Source organism: Capnocytophaga granulosa ATCC 51502, assembly GCF_000411115.1.
GTDB lineage: Bacteria > Bacteroidota > Bacteroidia > Flavobacteriales > Flavobacteriaceae > Capnocytophaga > Capnocytophaga granulosa.
Genome location: NZ_KE150253.1, coordinates 499,586 through 521,609, shown reverse-complemented (window position 1 = coordinate 521,609; position 22,024 = coordinate 499,586). Strand labels below are relative to the sequence as shown.

General features: G+C 43.6%; 11 protein-coding genes. 7 read left to right on the top strand and 4 right to left on the bottom strand.

Annotation, left to right across the window (positions count from 1 at the left end):
- The first annotated feature begins 90 nt into the window (after window positions 1-90).
- The 6 genes from HMPREF9331_RS07315 (at window position 91) to HMPREF9331_RS07290 (ending at window position 9,241) form a co-directional block, all read left to right on the top strand.
- Entirely contained in the window at window positions 91-417 is a 327-nt protein-coding gene (locus tag HMPREF9331_RS07315; protein WP_016420359.1) for a hypothetical protein, read from the top strand.
- A 663-nt stretch (window positions 418-1,080) separates the two neighbouring features.
- Window positions 1,081-3,753: a TonB-dependent receptor plug domain-containing protein gene (locus tag HMPREF9331_RS07310; protein ID WP_016420358.1), complete on the top strand. Its 2,673-nt coding sequence runs from the start codon at window positions 1,081-1,083 to the stop codon at window positions 3,751-3,753.
- A 79-nt stretch (window positions 3,754-3,832) separates the two neighbouring features.
- Entirely contained in the window at window positions 3,833-5,158 is a 1,326-nt protein-coding gene (locus tag HMPREF9331_RS07305) for a DUF4876 domain-containing protein (protein ID WP_016420357.1), read from the top strand.
- A gap of 58 nt (window positions 5,159-5,216) precedes the next feature.
- A complete protein-coding gene (locus HMPREF9331_RS07300; protein ID WP_234945850.1) occupies window positions 5,217-6,755 on the top strand; it encodes a DUF6850 family outer membrane beta-barrel protein in 1,539 nt (512 codons plus the stop codon).
- A gap of 80 nt (window positions 6,756-6,835) precedes the next feature.
- A complete protein-coding gene (locus HMPREF9331_RS07295; protein ID WP_016420355.1) occupies window positions 6,836-7,972 on the top strand; it encodes a cytochrome-c peroxidase in 1,137 nt (378 codons plus the stop codon).
- 180 nt (window positions 7,973-8,152) lie between these two features.
- Window positions 8,153-9,241, top strand: a complete 1,089-nt coding sequence (locus HMPREF9331_RS07290) for a PD40 domain-containing protein (RefSeq protein ID WP_016420354.1) — start codon at window positions 8,153-8,155, stop codon at window positions 9,239-9,241.
- A 69-nt stretch (window positions 9,242-9,310) separates the two neighbouring features.
- Here the strand turns inward: HMPREF9331_RS07290 and HMPREF9331_RS07285 are convergent, their stop codons facing one another.
- The 3 genes from HMPREF9331_RS07285 to HMPREF9331_RS07275 form a co-directional block, all read right to left on the bottom strand.
- Window positions 9,311-12,925, bottom strand: a complete 3,615-nt coding sequence (locus HMPREF9331_RS07285) for a M12 family metallo-peptidase (protein ID WP_016420353.1) — start codon at window positions 12,923-12,925, stop codon at window positions 9,311-9,313.
- Between the two features lie 147 nt (window positions 12,926-13,072).
- Entirely contained in the window at window positions 13,073-15,574 is a 2,502-nt protein-coding gene (locus HMPREF9331_RS07280; protein WP_016420352.1) for a T9SS type B sorting domain-containing protein, read from the bottom strand.
- Window positions 15,575-15,595: 21 nt separating this feature from the next.
- Window positions 15,596-16,030: a DUF417 family protein gene (locus HMPREF9331_RS07275; protein ID WP_016420351.1), complete on the bottom strand. Its 435-nt coding sequence runs from the start codon at window positions 16,028-16,030 to the stop codon at window positions 15,596-15,598.
- 177 nt (window positions 16,031-16,207) lie between these two features.
- Here HMPREF9331_RS07275 and htpG point away from each other — a divergent pair, with 177 nt between their 5' ends.
- A complete protein-coding gene (htpG, locus tag HMPREF9331_RS07270) occupies window positions 16,208-18,097 on the top strand; it encodes a molecular chaperone HtpG (RefSeq protein WP_016420350.1) in 1,890 nt (629 codons plus the stop codon).
- A 13-nt stretch (window positions 18,098-18,110) separates the two neighbouring features.
- On the opposite strand, the gene HMPREF9331_RS07265 is transcribed toward htpG, so the two are convergent.
- Entirely contained in the window at window positions 18,111-21,902 is a 3,792-nt protein-coding gene (locus HMPREF9331_RS07265; RefSeq protein ID WP_016420349.1) for a T9SS type B sorting domain-containing protein, read from the bottom strand.
- Window positions 21,903-22,024: the final 122 nt, after the last annotated feature.

Below are 22,024 nucleotides of genomic sequence, written 5' to 3'. Positions count from 1 at the left end.
TTTGTGTTAAGGATTATAGGGATTTGGTATAATTTTTGTGGTCTAGTATGGGGAATAATTTGTACCTTTGTACTCAAAAACAAATAACTTATGGCTTACATAATCACCATAGACAGTAACAGCAACATCGCAAAAAATCTTATACAGTATATAAAAACATTTGATTTTGTTACTGTTACAGACGAATCTACTAAGAAAGCCCCTACCAAAACAAAAGCTAAAACAGGACTTAAAAAAACTGCTTTTTCCCAAGAGGTTTTGGAAGCTGCTGAAAAACTCAAAATGACCCCAGCTGAAATTGTAGAAGCTGCTAAAAAATACCGTATGACTCCTGATGATTATGCACTTAGTATGGTACTTTCTGATGAAATTAATGGTAATATATCACAGCATTTGAGAGAAAAATTTAATCTTTAATTCTTTGTTTCAGAAGAAGAAATGATTGCCAATACCTACAAGAAAAAACCTAAGAAATAACCTACTCCCTCGTAAGGTTATTTTTTTATTCCTCGATCTCTTACGAAAACCTCTATCTGATTATCCATACAAAGAGCCCCTCCCGAACACAATAAAACAACTACAACAAAGACAGCACTTTCTTCTAAAAAAAGAAAACAATAGAAGAATTGGCTGAAAGAGCCCAATCTATCATAAGCAAGTATGATATACCTTACACTAAGAACAATCAATAATACGAATCCTTAGTTAAATATTATCCGCTAACTATCTAAGGCGCAATAAAATGCGTCTCTACACATGCGCTGGCTAAGACAATTACATAATAGATATAGTTTTCCGTAGAGACGCAATAAATTGCGTCTTAATGAATTGGACTATACGATTGCCTTTCTACTGATTCGTATTAATAACTAAGGAATAAAGAATTATAGGGTTTTAGCTGAAATCCCTCACCTTTATAACCTTTTATTTATCAATTTATACAGCGATTTACAAAAGAATATAATTTAACTACACAAATTCCTCTTCTGCTAATTATAAAATACTGAATATTTAATAAAAAGTTAAAAAATGATTTAGACCGATTTAAAATAATATCTTTGCTCCCGAAATTTTTACTTCATGAAGTATCTGATTTGGAGCTTTTTAGCATTATTTTCCGTTACATTATACGGCCAACAGCAGTTGCTCTCTGGCATCGTACAAGACGAGCGGAAGGAACCTCTTCTAGGGGTGAGTGTTGTGGATAAAAACACCAAAAAATGGGCTATCACGGATGAAAACGGTAAGTTTTCCCTCCCTTTCCTTAAGGAATACGACTTGGACATACAATTCTTAGGTATGGAAAGACGTACAATCAAAGGGAGTGATATCTCTATTACTATTACCCTAAGAGAAGAATCTCTCTCCTTAAAAGAAGTAGTGGTTACTGCCGACAAGGTCAAGGACAAAACCAGCTCAGCTATCACTCTTGACAAATATGCCATTAGTCAGTTCCAATCGCTCTCCCTATCCGATGTGCTGCAACAACTCCCTGGGCAACCTATCAAGAATATTGCGCTGGAGAGTCCCAAAGATATCCAACTGCGTACTGCCCTCAAAAACCAGAATAACGCTTTTGGAATAGGCTTCATTATGGATGATATGTATATCTCCAACGATGAGAATATGCAGACCTATGCTTATACTCAAAAAGGAGGAAGCAATAACGCTGCTTTTTCTCATGCCAATAGCTCCATTGACCTACGTACCATCCCTTCTTCCAATATAGAAAAGGTAGAAGTGATCAGTGGTATTGCCGATGCTAAATATGGTAATGCGACTTCGGGCTTGATTATCGTAGAGCGCAAGGCGGGGGTATCTCCCCTACAGCTCTCTGCTTCTATGGTAGGGGGAGGTAATACCCTGAGTGCACTAAAGGGCTTCAAATTGCCTAGAAACTGGGGTAACCTGAGTCTATCCTTAGACTATCTCAACTCTAACAGCGATCCTCGTAATGATCTGATGTCCTTCAACCGCCTCACCACCACAGCAATATGGAGTACTTATAACTCCTCTCAACGCTTAAAAAATACACTAACCCTCTCGGCAAGAAGTAACTTGGACGGCAGCAAGCAGTACAAAGAATTGGACGAGATGTTCCGAAATGGCTCCTCTAAAAAAGAATACGGCTATACACTAAGTAACCGCACTACCTTGCAGCTAGAAAGCTCTTGGATAGACCAACTAACAAGCTCTGTAAGCTTCTCTTATACAAAAACAGATTCTACCAAGGAATACTATGTCAATGGAATAGGTAATGTAGTTCCCTTGGCTGACCATACCTCTTTCCACCAAGGAGCCTATACGCCTGTCTCCTATATGTCCAAGGAGCGCACCATAGGCGAACCTATTAATGGTGCTCTAAGCCTGAATGCTTCCAAAGATTTCTTCTATCATAATTTCCGTCATCTCGTATCGGCAGGAACGGGCTTCACCTATAGTGATAATATAGGCGAAGGAAAGATCTTTGATACCAATTCTGCTTCTATGCTCTCTTCTCTAAACCCTAACAAAGGAGGCACAGATAGCGGACAAGGTGTACGCCCGCTGAACTTTAATCGTTATGTGATAGCCAATAAGCTCTTCCACTTCTATGTGCAAGACAATATCACCTATACCTTCAACAACCGCCAATGCTTAGCAACTAATATAGGACTAAGATATGAGAACCAAAATGGGTTTTCTTCACTTAGCCCCCGCTTGAACATGGCATTCACCCTCTCCCCCTCCGTAAAATTAAGAGCAGGAGCAGGACTAGCCACCAAGGCTCCTTCCTTACAAAACCGCTTCCCTGGCAATGTATTTTTTGACATCTTAGTCAAAGACTTGCGTACTGGTGACTATGCCGTCAATTATATACAAACCCATGTCATAGAACGTCCTGAAGTGTCCCTCAAGCCTGCCAAAGCTTGGAAATATGAAGTAGGTACTGACCTTACCTTGCCTTTTGCGCGCCTTAACCTTACAGGATTCCTTAACTATAACTACGATAGCTTTGAGAACAACCCTCACTTAGGCCTTTATCCCATTCCTGAGCTGAGGTTCACCCCCAATACGAACCCTAAATTACCGCCTTCCTATACCATTATAGGTTACAAAGATATGCTCTTGGAGTACCAAAGCACCTCAAATACTGCCAAAAATACAGATATAGGAGTAGAGATAATGGTACATTTTAATAAGATTGAAGCTATCAATACCCAATTTACCCTTTCTGGAAGCTATATATATTCCGAATCTGACAGCAATTTGCCCAACCAAGTGGCTAATACCAATTTTGCTGACACCGAACACCGATATATCCTATACCCTAAGGACATCACAAGTGCCGATAAGCTAAGCTTGCGCCTAACGGCTACCTATCACCTGCCTTTCTTAGGACTATTGACCTCCTTGACAATAGAGCAATTCACCTTTAGTCATCAGTTTGCTTCTATTAAGGATATCTATCCTTTGGGGTATCTAAATAGTCAGCTACAACATATTGCAATCCCAGAGGCAGAGCGAAGCAGCAGTCGCTACCAGTCCCTCCACCGAGTGGCAGGTACCACAAGCCAAGACAGACGTACCCCTATGTATCATAACTTCCACTTGCGCCTTACAAAAGAATTACAAAACGGACTCTCTCTGTCCTTTTATATCAATAATGTAGCTAATTACCGCCCCACAGTGGTGATTGCTGGTTCTGAAACACGTATGAACGAAGCCATTTCTTTCGGAGCTACTGCTACTTTCAACTTTGGAAAAATATAATCCTCGTGGTTAGTGATTAGTAATGAGTGATCAGACACTAAAAACTAATCACTAACAACTAAAAACTTAATATATTTTTATGAAGAAAATTGTTTTACTTCTATCTTGCATAGCGCTACTGAGTGCTTGCCGCAAGGACGATGAGGGCTTTGATAATAATGGTCAAAGCCAAGAGGTGTCTCGTATCTCCTACACAGTAGAGGCTACTTATGGGGACAAATTCAATAATATCAAAGCCGCTGGTGCTGTGGTAAAACTTACCGACACTTCTACTGGCCAGCAGTATGAAGCTACCACCTCTGACGAAGGAAAGGCTATCCTACAACTACTCCCTGGCACTTACAATATAGAGGTGTCTAAATCCCTTACCAAGGAACAGAACAATACCCTCCTTGGCTTTGACAATGAGGCTCATTTCTCTGCCTCCAAACAGGGAGTAACTATTTCCAAAGAAGCAAACGCTCTTTCGTTCAAGATGAGCACTGCTCGTATGGGCGATTTGGTGATCAAACAGTTATACTATACAGGTTCCAATATCCAGACAGCGGCCAAATACTATGATAACTTCTTTGAGGTACATAACAACTCCTCCGATACGCTCTATTTGGATGGTATCTACTTTGCTAAATTGACTGTATCAGCCAATGCCAAATCCAACAAAGGTAAAAAAGGATTTGATGCCGAAGGGAAATATGACTGGAGTCAAGCACAAGGCCTAGAAGGTTTAAATGAGAAAGCCAATACCGACTATGTATATGCCAAAACAGTTATTGCCTTTCCAGGTAGCGGAAAAGAACATCCTTTAGCTCCAGGCAAATCCAAGATTGTAGCGGCTTCTGCTCGTAACCACAAAGAACCTATCGCCGGACAACCTGTAAGAAATCCTGAACTAACTCTTGATTTAAGCCGTGCTCACTTTGAAGTATATTTAGATCCTTCTTTTGTCAAAGACGGAAAAACTTTGGACACCGATAATCCTGCGGTCACCAATATGGTCATACTCCACAAAAGTGGGGGAAAGGACTTCCTTTTGGATACACATGGTAGGGAAGCCTATATTCTTTTTAGAGATACTAAAGAACACTTTGATGCTTATAAGCGTGTTGCACTGCCTACAATAACTACTCCTAAGCCTGACACTGCTAAGTACGTACAGATCCCTATAGATAAAATCATTGATGGAGTCAATGCCCAACATGATGATGCTAACAAATCCTTCCCTCATAGTCTGCCCAATAGCATAGATGCAGGAGAACTCAAGGCCGAAAGTTTCTACTCCTCCGAGGTGTTTATCCGCAAAGTGAAAGATACTAAAAATGGTATTACACGCTATCAGGATACCAACAACTCTACCAATGACTTTGATAGAAAAGTAAAAGTATTTGACCTTAGTGCTTTAGATTAATTACTATATTAGTTATATGAATGAGTGTCTTAAGGCACTCATTCTTTCCATTTTTACTATGAAAAGACTCTTTTTACCCTTATTTGGACTCCTTGTAATCACTTCCTATGGGCAAATCACCCCAGATACCGATATGTTTGGAAAGATGTATGCCATATATGAACAATCTCCTATCTTCTTTACAGAAATACCTATAGAGAACTTTACTTCTAGCAGCTTATACTTAAACCATAGGGAGGGTAACCTACACCTTGCCCAAGAAGCCAAAGAACAAACAGATTTTGGTCTGCGCTCCTATGGCTTCTATAGGCATAAACGTATCAACTTCTTTGGAAAGCTCAACTTGCAACGTATCTATCAGAAAGACAAGGCGTGGACGCTTTCCGATGGGGAGGTACAGCCCAATGGTCTCATGCCTGATCCTCATTACTTTGCCGTAAGCCGACCTGCTCCATGGGTGAACCAACAGTACAATATCTTCGGAGGGGCTGGTATTCCTATCTATAAGCAGATATGGGATATGACTCTTTCTGCCCGTATCAACTACGAAGAAAAATTTCGAGAAATCTACGATCCTCGTCCTAAAACAAGCCACAATGAACTATTTTTCGCAGGACAAACGGCCTTTCATATTTCTAATAAACACAAAATAGCCCTCTCTGCCGAATATGGATACAATAAAGTAACTAATAAAATGAAATTCACCGACGAAGAGGGGCAAACACCTAACAATTTTACCAAGTATAATCGTTGGCAACTTGGTTATGGTACCTTTCAGCTTACCTCTAACGCTAATAACAAACGTAATAACGACTATTATGGCTTTTCCTTTGGCTACCATTATACAGGAGAACTACATAAACTCTTAGTGGAGGGAAGTTACAAAAACACGCTCACTCATACCTATCGCAATGGCAACGATAGTGAATTTGATGAAGATATCTTAGCGCGCCTCTATGAGGATACTTTCTTAGCTAAAGCACATTATATCAACCAATTAAAAGAAGACCAAACCCTAAGTCTGTCCCTTATAGCCTCTGACAGGCAAACCACCAATCGCCTTATGAATCGTCAAGGACGCAATTATCGTGCTTACCAAGAGGACATCTCTTTCTCTGCCAATCTGTTAAAGCGACTTGGAAAAAACCATCGTGAGTTAGCCTTAGAGGCTATCTATGAGGGGGCTTATCAGAAAGATATCATGGCAAAAACTCTTACTGATCATTCCTCCCTTGCCCTATCTCTGTTTTGGACAAAAGGATATGAGTTAGATCGCTTTGTGGTACAGCCCTCTCTAAAGACTACTCTTATCAGTCCCTTGTACAACAAGCTGATAAACCAAAACGAAGACTATCACAAGCCCTATCGTCCTACAGACTATGCCGCCCGTACATTACGCCTTTTCTATCAAGAGGTAGTCTATCCTGACTATGCTTATTTTGACAAGACTCACTATCTGCTTGACTTAGGCGTAGATTTCAAAAAACGCCTCTCAAGTGGTACGCTGCTTATCACAAGCATCCATTCCACCTACCTAACCACCTTCAAGGGAACTGATCGCTATGGTGCTGCTATCTCAATTTCTTTACTCAAATAAAATTTGTACCTTTGTCTCCCAGAGTCTAAAAGACTATACCCCTTAATTTCATAATCTTAAAACTAACTAACAACTGAAAAATGAAAAAAATATTTATTTTACCCCTTTGTATGGGCGTTTTCTTCTCCTTTACACGACTGAAGGAATCTTTGTACGAACCTGAATATATAGCACAGCTTAGAGAAGCTTATAGCAGCGGAGATTCTAAAAATTGGGAAGCTCCCCTGTTGGACGAAAGCGTAAAAGCTCGTTATGTGGAAATCGGCTCCTTACCTAAACTCTCTTTCCCTGAGAACAACCCTTATACGGATGCGAAAAAAGAATTAGGCAAGCTCCTTTTCTTTGACCCTCGCCTCTCAAAATCCAAACAAATCTCCTGTGCCAATTGTCATGATCCTGAATTGGGCTGGGCGGACGGACGTAGCCTTTCCTTTGGACATAATCGCAAAAATGGGGTAAGAAACTCTCCTTCAGTATTTAACATGGCTTACCATACCACCTTTTTTGGGGACGGCAGGGCGAGCACCCTCGAATCCCAAGCCATGTTCCCTCTTACCGACCCAGTAGAAATGGCCTCTCATGAAGTAGTTGCCCTAAAGAATATTAAGCGTATCAAAGGCTATCGTTCATACTTCAAAGAAGCCTTTGGCGATGAGACCATTACCCTTTCTCGTATCTTTGATGCCATTGCTACTTACGAACGTACCATTGTCAGTGGCAAAAGCAAGTTTGATCGCTTTATCGCAGGCGAAAAAGACCTTTTCACCGATGAAGAGGTCTTGGGCTTGCATCTGTTCCGTACCAAGGCTCGTTGCGTGAACTGCCATTTCTCTCCTATTTTTTCTGACCAGCAGTTTCACAACTTAGGTATGTCCTACTATGGACGCAAATATGAGGATTTGGGCAGATACAAAATCAGCAAAGACAAAGATGATGTAGGCCGATTCAAAACAGCTTCCCTACGTGAAGTGAGCCGTACAGCTCCCTATATGCACAATGGCCTAATATCTACTTTAGACGAAGTAATACAAATGTACGATGCAGGTATGGCGCACCCTAAGCCTCGCAAAGATCAGGAAAACGACCCTCTTTTCCCCACTACTGATCCTCTGCTACAAAAGCTCTCCCTCACCAAGGAGGAAAGAGCAGCCCTCAAGGCCTTTCTCCTTACCCTCAGCTCCCCTTTCAAGCGAGAAAGAATTCCTGAATTACCATGACTGAGGAATAAAGAGTTATAGTTTTTTAGTCAAGGAGTAAAGAAATTTAGGGTTATAGGGTTTTAGCAGGAATCCTATAACCCTTTACTCCTATATTCCTAAACTATTGTTAATCATTGATTATTAAGGATTTATATTTCATACTTTTGCATCCTATATAACCCTTAATTCTTAATTATCATGAAAAAACTTATCTTTTCAACACTCATTGCCACAGCATTATTCATTTCCTCCTGCTCCAAAGAAGGAGGCGGGAACGGCAATGCAGCTTCGCTCCCTGGTACGCTCTATGTGGATTTCGCTTCCGACGGTATTCAGTCCTATAACTTCTCCAATGGAAAGCTCAGCAAGGTAGTAAAAACAATGAACGGCCCTGGTATTACGGGCTGTGATATTACCTATGGTAGCAAGGAAATAGCACTGGCTATCAGTACTGACCGTTCGTTTGGCACTCAAGATACCCAAACTTTCTTGTTGCGCCCTTGGGACGGTAGTCATGTATGGTTCGCCTACGATGATCTTCCCAAAACGGGCAATACTTTTTCATTTAGCTTTACCTATGACCCCCAAGAGTTTTACAAGAGATGTATCATTCGACTCTCACCCAACAAGAGATTCATTGCGGTTGATTCCTATGATTGGGACGAGCGTGGGGTGCTCTTACTCAATACCGAGACAGGTAAGCTCATAGCCGACTTTACTGAGGGGCTTACCCGCGACGATTTGAGCTACCAAAGCACCCCCGTATGGACAGAAAACAACGAAATGTACAGCGCTATCAGAGGGGTACTCTATCGCTGGAAGGAGGCATACGGAGACCGTGTAGAAGAAGTACTTACGCTCAACGAAGGCAAAGGCGCCAGCTATGTAACCGTAAACCCACAAGCTACTCGTGTGGCTTTCCGCTATAACAAACACCTTTGGGTACAGAATATAGACGGCAGCAACTTGCACCAAGTAACCACTTCCCAGCTCACAGGGTCTGATAAGGCCGATGGTGAATATCATCCTGTATTCTCTCCCGATGGCAAGTATATTGCTTTTGTAGGGGCTCCAACTGTTGGTCGTGGTTGGACAGACTATGACCCCTTACAACCCAGCTACGGAGGGGTGCATGTTGTAGGTAGCGGCTATGGCTATGTGTTTGTCATTCGCGACGACGACAAGCTCTATGACCTTGAAAACGACAAAAGTGGCTTCATTGTACTCCGCCAAGAAGGCGGCATACATGGGGTTCCCTCTTACTTCAGCGGTATGATGTGGCGGTAATCAATAAGGTGGAAGATAAAAGGTAAAAGGCAAAGACTATAGGTGTTTTTACTTTTTACCTTTTATTTTTTACTTTACATAAAGAAATCCTTTCTTTAGCTGTTTTTCCCCATGGAGGGTATAGTTCATTATATAGAAATAAGTCCCTGAGGGAAGACGTTGGCCTCTTCCCACTACGCCACTTACATTGGCATAGCCTTGGAATACGTCTCCATTGTCCTGATAATGAGCACTCTCATAGACTACTAAGCCCATTTCGTTAAAGATAAGCAGCTCTATAGGCGTATTAGTATCCGTATTTTCTACTTTAAAATAGTTCTCTCCTCCCCCCTCTACAGAAACTCCATTATATACCTCTACCTCTTGTGATACAACATCAGGGGTCGGTATAGGATCAGGAGTTGGCGTTGGCTCTGGGGTCGGCGCTGGCTTAGGCGTAGGCTCTGGAGTCGGTGCTGGCTTGGGCGTAGGCTCTGGAGTCGGTGCTGGCTTAGGCGTTGGCTCTGGAGTCGGTGCTGGCTTAGGCGTTGGCTCTGGAGTCGGCACTGGCTTGGGCGTAGGCTCTGGAGTCGGTACCGGCTTAGGCGTTGGCTCTGGTGTCGGCGTTGGCTCTGGTGTCGGTGCTGGCTTGGGCGTAGGCTCTGGAGTCGGTGCTGGTTTGGGCGTAGGCTCTGGAGTCGGTGCTGGCTTAGGCGTTGGCTCTGGTGTCGGTGCTGGCTTGGGCGTTGGCTCTGGAGTCGGTGCTGGTTTGGGCATAGGCTCTGGAGTCGGTGCTGGCTTAGGAGTTGGCTCTGGTGTCGGCGCTGGCTTAGGAGTTGGCTTAGGAGTTGGCTCAGGGGTTGGTGCTGGCTTGGGCGTTGGCTCTGGTGTCGGCGCTGGCTTAGGCGTTGGCTCGGGAGTCGGTACTGGGGTCGGCGTTGGCTCTGGGGTCGGTGCTGGCTTGGGCGTTGGCTCGGGAGTCGGTGCTGGCTTAGGCGTTGGCTCGGGAGTCGGTGCTGGCTTGGGCGTTGGCTCGGGAGTCGGTGCTGGCTTAGGCGTAGGCTCTGGAGTCGGCGCTGGCTTGGGCGTAGGCTCTGGTGTCGGTGCTGGCTTAGGAGTCTCGTCCGCTTTGGGGTCAATGGTAATAATTTGTTCGTAACGGTTTTCATTATGGGCTGCATCTTCAGCAAACCATACATTGCGCTCTCCTATCTTTTTACCCTGCTTGTCATAGATAGGTTCAGAGCTTGAGGAAACATCTACTTGAGAATCACAATTGTCGGTAGCTGTAAGGGTAGGTTTGAAAGGTATTTCACTCTCATCCTTCACGGTTAGGTTCTTAGGATAAGCTGAAAATTCTGGTCGTTGGGTGTCCTTTAAGAAAATTTGTTGAACATGTCGGATAGCAGGTGCATCAGAGGCATAGGCCGTCCATACACGAGTGAGCTTGTAGGCTTTCTTATCGCCTTCGGTCATTTCTTCCTCGTATTCTATCTCTACCGAATCGCTTCCTTCTGCCTGCAATGTGGCTTTAGGAGGAATCTCTCCTGGGCATTGTACATGTATATCTTGGGGAAGATCTCCTACAAAATGTAGGGTCTTGGTAGGTATTTCCTTTTCAAAATAGATATATTGGACAAAAGTAGCTTTGTTTTTACATTTATCCGTGGCTACCCAACGGCGCAGTATATAGTCAGCATGCGATTCCTCTGAAAAGGAAACCTCTGCTCTTTTGTCAGTACAATAAACGGATTTAGCAGTAACGTTTGCTCTTTCAGGAATTTCTGTCCTTTTTACGGTAACGACAGGCTTGGGCAAATTATTGAAGATAATATCCGATTTTACCATGTCCTTCATATAGAGTTTGTCCAAATCGACAGCATAAGCTATATGATCCAGCACTTCTATCTTAAAGATACCTTCCACATAGCCAGCATAGCCTTTCCAGCCTTTTGCTTGAGGAAAAGTCACTGTTGCTTCTCCGTTATTAGGTATCCCTTCTGCTAACACATAGTCATAGGTCTTTCCATAGTTATCCGAGAAAAGAATACGTACCTTACTATCGGAAGCAAATATCTTCTTATCTACATTCCAATGTAGGGTAACATCCTCTCCTCTCTTGTAAGCTCCTGACTTACTACTTCTTACAATATTTGTAATTCTAAAAGGCATTCCATCTTTTATTTGTACTTTGGTCTGATAAACATCATAGAGAGGGGTATGGGGTTTGCCTGCTTTATAAGCCCCTACAGAGCCGTCACATACACCTAACCAAAAAGTAAAATCTCCTGTTTCGTATTCACCTGTGAATTTGTAAGGAACTTCCTTCCATTCATTTGTGCTTTTATCCTCAGTATATGGCCGATAGAAAGCAATTTTATTATCCGTAGTAGGGCGGTTGGAAGGAAAACGCGCCTTTCCAAACACCTTAAAATCAGCCTGATGCGCCATATAAAGCAAAGGATCTCCATCAGGATCACTCGCTTCTATGGTAAATTGGAAATAGGTATTAGGGGGTAAGGTATAACTTTTCTTGAGTTTGCTACGGTCAATCATCGGTGCCTTGTTATCGGAAGGCTCCCCATAAGGAATATTGGGCTGAGCAAGCCCCACGAGCTGAATGCGTGCCTTATCGGCATAATAGGCATCATGCAGATTGGTACGGTTATGAATGGTATAGATAGAAGGCAAGGAAAAATAAGTGCCATAAGGGTCATTGATATAACTCATAATAGAGTTGCCCCTATCAGGTTCGGTAAAGGAAGAGGCGGTAGCCCCTCCTATGGTAAAAGTATGCGCGGAACCCAATAGGTGTCCAAGTTCATGCAGAATGATATAGAACTCCTCATTGGCCACACAGCCTCCCTTGAGCTTACCTGTAATCTCTCCCAGATGTGCCAATCCACGATTGTCCTTATATACAGCAAAGACGATACCTGCATCGTAATTCTCCTCCCCTATGAGTTTATTAAACGCATCTGTAGCCGTATTTACAACGGTACGTACCAATGGCTTATCTGGATAGATTTCTTCTTTCTCTACAACTCGAATCAGGCGTGGATCATCTACTAATTCAAATTGATAGCCCAATTCTCGTCCGCATACCTCATTGAGCTTGGTTTGTACATCCGTCATAAAGGCCTTGGCCAGTTCCATACGTCCCTGACAGTGCCCTTTGTAAAAGCTATAATCTATCAGCATGGCCAAACGGAAAGTCCTCAGTACATGCACATTATACAACACCCGCTTGTCTTCAGAAGGAAGCGATTCTTCGGCCAAGATAGTACCAGGAGCCAGACGAGTAGGCAGCATTGCCCGCTGAGGGGTCGCTCCATCGGCACAAGCCTCACAAGAGGTGTGCAATTCTTGAGGGCTTACCCTAAGCTGTCCCTTGTCATCTGAGAGGGAATAAGTATGTCCGTTGTGCCATACCTCTCCCGATAAAGTAGTGTCATTCATAGAGATACTACCCGAAAACACCCCTTGATGATAGGCTACAAAACTACGAAAACCCTCAGAGGAAAGCGTATTATGTCGTTCCTCCCACTCCAGAGGAAGACTCCCCTGAGGAGTGGGTACAGCCCACTGCAAATGAGTGGCTTTGGAGAAATGTGCTATTACAGCACTCGTTTTCTCTTGGCCATAGAGTGCTGAAAAACAACACCCTATAAGCAACCAAAAGATAAAATAATGAATTGTTTTCACAACAAATATTTTTGTTAATAATGGATTATCAATAATGAATGTTCAGAAATATAAATCCGCCAATTCCACTCTCAAGCTCCAAGTATTCTCTTGGCTTTACTTTTTACCTTTTACTCACATACCCAAGCTCCATGTATTCGCTTGGCTTTACTTTAAATAAAGGTATCCCTTTTTTGTTTCTTGTTTTCCGTTATGGGTATAAGAAAGTATATAGAAATAAGTACCTGAGGGGAGGCTTTGACCGCTGGTGATCACACCTTTTACATTGGCATACCCTCGGAATACATCTCCATTTTGTTGATAATGCACATTTTCATAGACTATCAAGCCCATTTCGTTAAAAATAAGCACCTTTATAGGCGTATTGGGATCTGTATTTTCTACTCTAAAATAATTTTCACCTCCGTTTTCTGCAAAAACTCCATTATATACTATAATTTCCTGCGCCTCTGGAGTCGGTACTGGCTTGGGCATTGGCGCTGGAGTTGGTGCTGGCTTGGGTATTGGCGCTGGAGTCGGTGCTGGCTCTGGAGTTGGTGCTGGCTTGGGCGCTGGCTCTGGAGCTGGTGCTGGCTTGGGCGTTGGCTCTGGAGTCGGTGCTGGCTTGGGCGTTGGCGTTGGCTCTGGAGTCGGTGCTGGCTCTGGAGTCGGTGCTGGCTTGGGCGGCGCTGGCTCTGGAGTCGGCGCTGGCTTAGGCATTGGCTCTGGAGTTGGCGTTGGCTCTGGAGTCGGTGCTGGCTTGGGTGTTGGTGCTGGCTCTGGAGTTGGCTTAGGCGTTGGCTCTGGAGCTGGTGCGGGCTCAGGGGTTGGTGTCGGCTTAGGCGTTGGCTCTGGAGTCGGTGCTGGCTCTGGAGTTGGTGCTGGCTTGGGCGTTGGCTCTGGAGTCGGTGCTGGCTTGGGCGTTGGCTCTGGAGTTGGCTCAGGGGTTGGAGCTGGCTTAGGATCAGAGGGCGGTACGGATTCTTGTTTTTTAGGATTGATAGTAATCACTTGGGTATGAGTAACCTGATTGCCACAAGAGTCTGTAGCAAGCCATTGATAAGTAATTTTTGTGAGTTTGCCCTCTTTCCTTTCCTCTGTTACTGAAGGGGTTACTGTAGGAATATCACAAGGGCCTACCGCCCTAAGTGTAGCTTGAGCAGGAAGAGGCTCTCCCTCCTCTATGTTTTTATCTTGGGGTAAGGGAAGCACAAAGGCAAGTGGCAAGTCGTCATCTTTTTCGAGGATAAATCCGCCCCCCGCTTTAGGATTCTCATCGCTAACGGCAAAGGCTATATGGTCTATCACCTCTATCTTAATCACGCCTGCTCCTACCTCAAGCCCTGAAGAGCCATAGGGCTGTTTTCTTATCGCAATATTGGGTAGCGTAACTTCATAACTGCCAGTGTTCTCTACCCCATCAGCTAAAAGATAAGGATAGGTCTGTCCATGGTCATCTGAGAGCCAGATACGCACCTTAGTTCCTTCAAAAATAGGTTTGTCCACAGACCAAGTAAGGGTCAGTTTGCTCCCTCCTCTATAAGTCTTATTAGCGGTAGAGGTCGTAATTTTAAAGGGCGTTCCCTCTGTTACAACCACTTGTGTTTCAGCCAAATCATATTGGGTAATATAATCCTTATCACTATGCGGCTGGGCATCACTTACGGCCAACCAAAAGGTAAAAGTACCCGTTTGCAGCTCACGAATCCAGCTATTGGCTACCTCACTACCTGTGTGCTTATGGTACTGTCGCTTAAAGGCTACCAAAGGAATGGTCGTAGGCTGAGGAATGGTATATTGTGCTACGGAAGTCTCTTCGCCCAAGCGTACATCATGTTGCTCTGCCATATAATAGAGCTGCTGGCTATCTGGGTCTGTAGCAGGTATAGCAAAAGAGAAATAGGTATCCTTCGGGAGGGTATAGCGTGGTTTTATCTGGCTCTTATCTATACGAGGGGGAGCGGAGGCAAAGGAAACATCTTTAGAGCGATGTCCCGCCTGCTCACTGAGGTATCTTCGAATCAACTCAATACTGGATAGCGAAAAGAAATCCCTTGGGTTACCCGAACTCATAACTGATTGTCCCTTATCATATTCCGTTTTTTCGCTCGCATAGTCAAAATTCACACCACTGAAAGTATGACGTGCTCCAAATAGGTGCCCTATTTCATGAGCTATCACCTCTTTAGTAGGTACTGCTACAGCGGCTCCCTTATGTTCGTTGTGATATACGCCCCCAATATGGGAAAGTCCTCGCAGTACCATGCTTTTCCTATTATTCGTAAAATAGGTTACACAGATACCTACATCATAGTTCTCGCTACCTATAAGGTCATTGATTGCCTCCGTAGCAAGTCCTATAATATAGCTAGCATTGTGCTGGCGCTTAAAGACTTCTTTTTTAGGGTCTGTTATAATCAGTCGTTCGTCCTTTACCAGCTCAAAACGTACTCCAATATCACGCATATACATTTGGTTAAGAAAGTGTTCTGTTTCTTGCCAAAACTGTTTCACCTTATCGGTATCTTTTTCAAAAAGCCAACTGCTATACGTATTATAGGGTATATTGATCGCCAAGCGATAGACTCTTAGGGTTGGTGTATTGGCAATCGTGGGTTGCGCACTTAGTTGGGCTATCCCTAATAATAAAACACAGATAAAAAACCTCATTTTTTAGTCGTTAGTTCTTAACTACTTAGGCTTGTTCATACTTATCATTCCAAAGCCTAACATAGGAATGTCCTTTAAGATAAAGAAATCGGTAACAGGAACTCCTTCTATGTAGTAGTAGGTTTTAGCAGAGGTAAAAAGAAAGCTCAAAGTAATAAGAAAAGTAATCGTACAACCTACAAAAGCTAATTTACGTACTATCGGTGAGAATATCCCTACTATTAGTGCCAGTGCTATGGCTATCTCTATTACACCTATGAGGTTGGAAACTCCTTGCAAGCTCAGTATTTTATAAAGCCATGAGAGCAGAAAGCTATGTTCTACCAAAGGTTTAATTCCCTCTGCTTCAGTGTGTGTAAACTTGAATGCTCCTATCCAAAGTAGAATAGTGGCCACTCCAAAAAGGCTGATGTAATACCCTATTTTGTAACATAGGACGGTACTGCTATTTTTCATTTTTATAATTTATTACAGTTGCAAAATTACGATTTTTTAAGTAAAAAACAAATAGTAAATAATAAAATTTCTCATTCACTCAAAACTCAAGACTTAGAACTCAAAACCTTCCTGCCATTTTGTCAGTCTTGTAAGTGCGGCATTATCTTTGCTAAAAAGGAAAGAAAAAAAGCACGTATGAAAGGACAAATAAATGTTTCTGTGGAAAACATTTTTCCACTTATTAAGAAATTTCTATATAGCGACCACGAGATTTTCCTTCGTGAGCTGATCTCCAATGCTACCGATGCTACTCTTAAGCTCAAGCACCTTTGCCAAATTGGCGAAGCTAAAGTACCTTATGGCAACCCTATTATTGAGGTAAAGGTGGATAAAGAAGGAAAAAAAATACATATCACCGACCAAGGTATTGGAATGACCGAGGAAGAGGTGGAAAAATATATCAACCAAATCGCTTTCTCTGGAGCTGAAGAGTTCCTTAACAAATACAAGGACTCAGCCAAAGATGCAGGTATCATTGGACATTTCGGTTTGGGCTTCTATTCGGCTTTTATGGTGGCCGATAAGGTTGAAATCCTAACCCGTTCTTACCAAGAAGGAGCACAAGCCGTACGCTGGGAGTGTGATGGTTCTCCAGCCTACAGTATAGAACCTATCGAGAAAGAAGGACATGGTACCGAAATTATCCTCCATATAGCTGAAGACTCCACAGAGTTCTTGGAAGAGAACAAGATACGCCAACTTCTTGTAAAATATAACAAGTTCATGCCTATCCCTATCAAGCTAGGCATGCGCAAGGAAGCCCTTCCTCGACCTGAAAATGCCCCTGAGGACTATAAAACAGCGTATAAGGAGGTAGATAATATCATCAATAACCCTAACCCTGCTTGGACTAAACAGCCTTCAGAGCTTACCGATGAGGATTACAAGGCGTTCTATCATGAACTCTATCCTACTCAATATGAGGATCCTATGTTCAGCATTCACCTGAATGTGGATTATCCTTTCCATCTTACAGGGATTCTCTATTTCCCTAAGCTAAGCAATGACTTGCAATTGCAAAAGGACAGAATCCAGCTCTATCAGAACCAGGTCTTTGTAACTGACAATGTGGAAGGTATTGTTCCTGAGTTCTTGACCCTCTTGCGTGGGGTGATAGACTCTCCCGATATTCCGCTAAATGTCTCTCGTTCCTACCTCCAAGCCGATGGAAATGTAAAGAAGATCTCCAGCTACGTAACTCGTAAGGTAGCCGATAAACTTCAATCTCTTTTCAAAGAAAACCGTGAGGATTTTGAAAAGAAATGGAATGATATCAAAATCGTGATAGAATACGGTATGCTCTCCGAAGAAAAATTCTTTGAGAAAGCACAGAAATTTGCGCTATACCCTACCGTAAATGACAAATACTATACCTTTGAAGAGCTTTTAGAAAAGATTAAACCGCTGCAAACCAACAAGGACGAGCAGACAATCATTCTTTATGCTCAAAACAAAGAAGCCCAACACAGCTATATCGCTGAAGCAGAAGCCAAAGGCTATGAGGTACTCCTTTTGGACTCCCCACTGGTCTCTCACCTGATCCAAAAATTGGAAAGCACCCAAGAGAAAATATCCTTTGCCCGTGTAGATGCCGATTCTATAGAGAACCTTATCAAGAAAGAAGATACTCAGATCTCCAAACTTTCTGAGGAGGAAACCGAAAAGCTCAAGGACTTTGTAACCACTGCTATAGAGAATACCGCCTATACAGTACAACCAGAAGCCTTGGAGAGCGAAGCGACTCCTTTCCGTATCACCCAACCCGAATTCATTCGTCGTATGAAAGAGATGCAAGCGGTAGGCGGAGGCATGGGCTTCGGAGGCTTCCCAGAGATGTACAATTTGGTAGTAAATACCAATAGTGCCTTAGCTGGTCAAATCCTCTCCACTACTGATGAGGCTGCACGTAAGGCGCTTATCAGTCAGTCCTTTGACTTGGCACGCCTATCTCAAGGTCTGCTCAAGGGGGAAGCGCTGACAGCCTTTGTTAAGCGTAGCTTCAACTTAATGACAAGTGACAAATAATAAACATTCTCCTTTACCTTAAATAGAGGAATCCTTTCTTTGTTTCCTGTTTCCCGCTATGGGTATAGGAAAGTACATAGAAATAAGTACCTGATGGGAGGCGTTGTCCACTGGCGACAACGCCTTTTACATTAGCATACCCTGTAAATAAGTCTCCTTGAGCCTGGTAATGGTCACTTTCGTATACAATAAGTCCCATTTCATTGAAGATTATCACCTCAATAGGCGTATTAGGGTCTGTATTTTCCACTTTAAAATAGTTTTCTGAACCACTTTCAGCAGAAACACCATTATACACTTGTATCTGCTTAGACTCTTCTACTCTATCTGGAATAGGTAGCGGCTCAGGTGTTGGTGTTGGTGTTGGTTTTGATTCAGGCTTAGGTGCTGGCGCTGGCTCAGGTTTCGGTGTTGGCGCTGGCTCAGGTGTTGGCACTGGTGCTGGTTTCGGTTCAGGTACTGGTGCTGGCGCTGGTTTCGGTGCTGGCGCTGGCTCGGGTTTCGACTCAGGTTTAGGTGTTGGTTTGGGCTCAGGCTTAGGTGCTGGCTCAGGTTTCGGCGCTGGTTTAGGTTTAGGAACCAGAGTGATAGTCTGGGTATGGGTAGCCTTGTTACCACAGGCATCAGTGGCTATCCATTGGTATAATACTTTGGCAGGAGTACCTTTTACTTCTGTTTTTTGGAATGTAATGGTTACCTCTCCACAATCATCGGTTGCGGCAAGGGTTTGTTGGGCTGGTAGAGGGGTGCCTTCCTCTATACTTCTATCTTGTGGAAGCGTACCTACAAAAGCAGGAGGGGTATTATCCACTACCTTTATCAGTTGGGTATAGTGTATAGCAGCACCACAGCGATCTGTGGCAGTATACATACGCATAATCGTATAGGAATGAGGACAATAACCTTGCTGTTTTATATCCTCATGAGTGAGCGTAATAGGAGGACATCCCCCCTTTGTCTGTAGTGTCACTGCCTGAGGGAGTGCCACAGCACAGGGTTGCTCTATATCCTTGGGAAAGTCTGTTGTCAGAAACCTAAGTGGTTCTCTGGGGGTAATGGTAATCGCCTGTATATGAGTGGTTCGATTCCCACAATTGTCAGTAGCTACCCATTGGTAAATCACCTTAGCAAGCTTTCCTTCCTTAAGTTGTTGCTGCTGATAGGTAGTTACCTTTACCCCTTGACAATTATCGGTAGCCGTAAGGGTAGCCTGAGCAGGTATAGGAGTCCCCTCCTCTATGGTTAAGTCCTTAGGCAAAGATTCCACAAAGACAGGAGGTTGCTCGTCCTTAACCCTAATTATCTGTTCAAAAGTCAGTTGGTTTTGGCACTCATCTGTAAAGGTATAGGTTCGCTTAAGGGCATAACAAGCCTCGGTTGTTGAGACTGACTGCTGTTGCACCCTTTCGGTAATGACCCCACACCCCCCTTGTAAGGCTATAGTGGCGGGGGTAGCAATAGCCTCCCTGCAAGCAACCGTAAGCTGTTGCGGAGGGAGAGAGCCACTTACAAAAGCCAAAGGTGCTGGTTTAGGTTTAGGCTTAGGTTGTGGCTGGGGCGCAGGGGTTTCTCCCCCTTCAGGCTTAGAGGTAGGAAAACTTATCTTGTTCTCCCCTATGAGTATCAGTTGGGTATGAGTGATATAGTTACCACAACTATCCTCCGCCCTGAAAGTACGTTCTATGGCTGTATTGGGTGCATAGTCAGTAGTATTGCGGTGATCTTGGTAGCTTACCACAGGTGTTGTACACCCCCCTGTAGCAGTAGGCAACTGCACGGCAGGAACGTTCGCTTCTGTCCTAACTGAAATATCCTTAGGTAAGGTAGCGGCAACAAATTGTAGTGGTGCTGACGCTTTATTATCTTTCTCTAGGATAAAGCCTCCGTCCTTATAAGGTGATTTTGTAGAAAGAGCATAAGCTAAGCCGTCAATCACTTCTACCTTGATGATTCCCTGCCCTTTGGGATTGCCAAAGTAGCCATGCGTGGTACCAATGGCTACATTGGGAAGGGTAATCTCACAAGTACCATTATTGGGTGCTTCCCCCACAAGGACATACTTATAGGTCTTACCTGAATCATCAGAGAGGAGGATACGCACTTTGCTCTGTGGTGAGAAAATATCTGTATCCACTTGCCAGCGAAGTGTAAGACGATCACCTGCATGATACACCTTATTGGGCTTGTACTTGGCGCCATTGTCAAAGCCCTGTATCTCAAAGGGTTTGCCTTTTACGATTTTCACTTTAGTCTCCACTACATCATACTGGGGAACATGGTGAGGATCACTCTTGTTATGATCGGCTACCCCCAACCAAAAGGTAAAAGTACCAGGGTGATAGGAGACCGTACCCTTGGCCACTGCAAAGGTATTGCGTTCTACCTCAAACCATTCCTCTTGGAAGCGGATATGATTGCTTGCTGTACCCTTATAAGTGAGGAACTGCGCATTAGACCTAGAAGAATGGAAGCGCCTATCGGCAGGATGCGCCATATAAGTAAGCGCGTCCCCTTCGGGATCAGTGGCTGTGAGGTAGAACTGGAAATAGGTATTTTGAGGTATTACATATTCCTGTTTGAGGCGTGCGCGCTCCAAGGAAGGAGGCCTATTCTGTGTCTTAACCCCATATACTAAATTACTTCCTGTTCCCTCTACCCTCTTTCCCCTTTCCTGAGTATAGGCTCTATCGGCATAGTAGGCCATGGAATTGCCTAAGAAAGCGCGAATAATCTGAACACTGATCAGGGAGAAGAAATCACGGGGATACTCATGACCATAGCTCATGATAGACTGTCCACTATCGGTTTCTGTCTTTTCAGAATATTGTCCTCCGTTAGAGAACGTGTGGTCAGCACCGAACATGTGCCCTATCTCATGCGCTATGGTAGAGGGGCCAACGGGACGAGCGGCAGCGCAAGCCTTCTGATGCTCCTGATAGGCTGCATATACAGCGGCTAAACCATTGTAACGCTCCTTAAAATCGGTTAGAATGACTGCCAAATCGTATTTCTTTGGGTCGTACTTTTTGTTAAAGACAATAGTACCATTATTAACTACTTCATTTCCCCCTTGTATATTAGGGAAAAGAGCATCTTTGGGGGAAGTGAAGATCAATTGGTCATCGTCTATTAGTTTAAAATGAACCCCTATATCATTGCCATAGAGTTCGTTAAGGAAAGTCTCTGTGGCATACCAAAAAGCCCTTATCTTAGCCTTATCCCCATTGAAAGGTTTCTTCATAGCGTAGTAGCTATAATCCACGGGCAGGGCAAGGCGATACTCACGCCATACCCCATCGGTATGAATTAAGCTATTAGGGTAGAGCAAGTTATACGGCTTGGGTTGGGTGATAGGAGGATCGTTTTTGTCCTCATCACTTTCAGGAAACATATTGCGGAAACCCACGCCACGGCTGGCCTTAGGGGTATTTTTCTTTTGAATAGCTACTGCCCCACAACGTGTTTTTCGCTCTTGGGTGAGCTGTAGCACTCCCTTATCAGAAACCGTCAGTACATAGGCCTTCCCTCCGTAAAGGATTTCTCCAAAGAGTGTTTGCTCACTCAGCGTAAGGGTACCTACAAAGGCATCTGCATGGTAGCCTACAAAGGAGCGATACCCCTTGCTGTTGAAAGCCCCTTGGCGTTCTTGCCAATGGATAGGGAGCGGCTCCCTCATATGAGGAAGTGTAATAGACCACTCTACGGAAGAGGAGGCAAAGTGTGCATATATCGCTTGCAGATTGTCCTGTGCCTGAACTACTTGTATGCCTATAAGAAGACATAAGCAGCGTAAGATTGCTTTCATCTCAAAGAAGATTATTGAGCTGCTAATTTACGATTTTTTACTAAACAAACCTAATAAATTTTAATTTTTTATTCTTAATTTACATAAAGAACAAAAAATCAAGGCTTTTTATTAATGTATGT

Bases quoted from the DNA above. Each gene is read 5' to 3' on its own strand.
- HMPREF9331_RS07315 (WP_016420359.1), top strand. From the start codon at position 91: ATGGCTTACATAATCACCATAGACAGTAACAGCAACATCGCAAAAAAT.
- HMPREF9331_RS07310 (WP_016420358.1), top strand. From the start codon at position 1,081: ATGAAGTATCTGATTTGGAGCTTTTTAGCATTATTTTCCGTTACATTA.
- HMPREF9331_RS07305 (WP_016420357.1), top strand. From the start codon at position 3,833: ATGAAGAAAATTGTTTTACTTCTATCTTGCATAGCGCTACTGAGTGCT.
- HMPREF9331_RS07300 (WP_234945850.1), top strand. From the start codon at position 5,217: ATGAAAAGACTCTTTTTACCCTTATTTGGACTCCTTGTAATCACTTCC.
- HMPREF9331_RS07295 (WP_016420355.1), top strand. From the start codon at position 6,836: ATGAAAAAAATATTTATTTTACCCCTTTGTATGGGCGTTTTCTTCTCC.
- HMPREF9331_RS07290 (WP_016420354.1), top strand. From the start codon at position 8,153: ATGAAAAAACTTATCTTTTCAACACTCATTGCCACAGCATTATTCATT.
- HMPREF9331_RS07280 (WP_016420352.1), bottom strand. From the start codon at position 15,574: ATGAGGTTTTTTATCTGTGTTTTATTATTAGGGATAGCCCAACTAAGT.
- HMPREF9331_RS07275 (WP_016420351.1), bottom strand. From the start codon at position 16,030: ATGAAAAATAGCAGTACCGTCCTATGTTACAAAATAGGGTATTACATC.
- htpG (WP_016420350.1), top strand. From the start codon at position 16,208: ATGAAAGGACAAATAAATGTTTCTGTGGAAAACATTTTTCCACTTATT.
- HMPREF9331_RS07265 (WP_016420349.1), bottom strand. From the start codon at position 21,902: ATGAAAGCAATCTTACGCTGCTTATGTCTTCTTATAGGCATACAAGTA.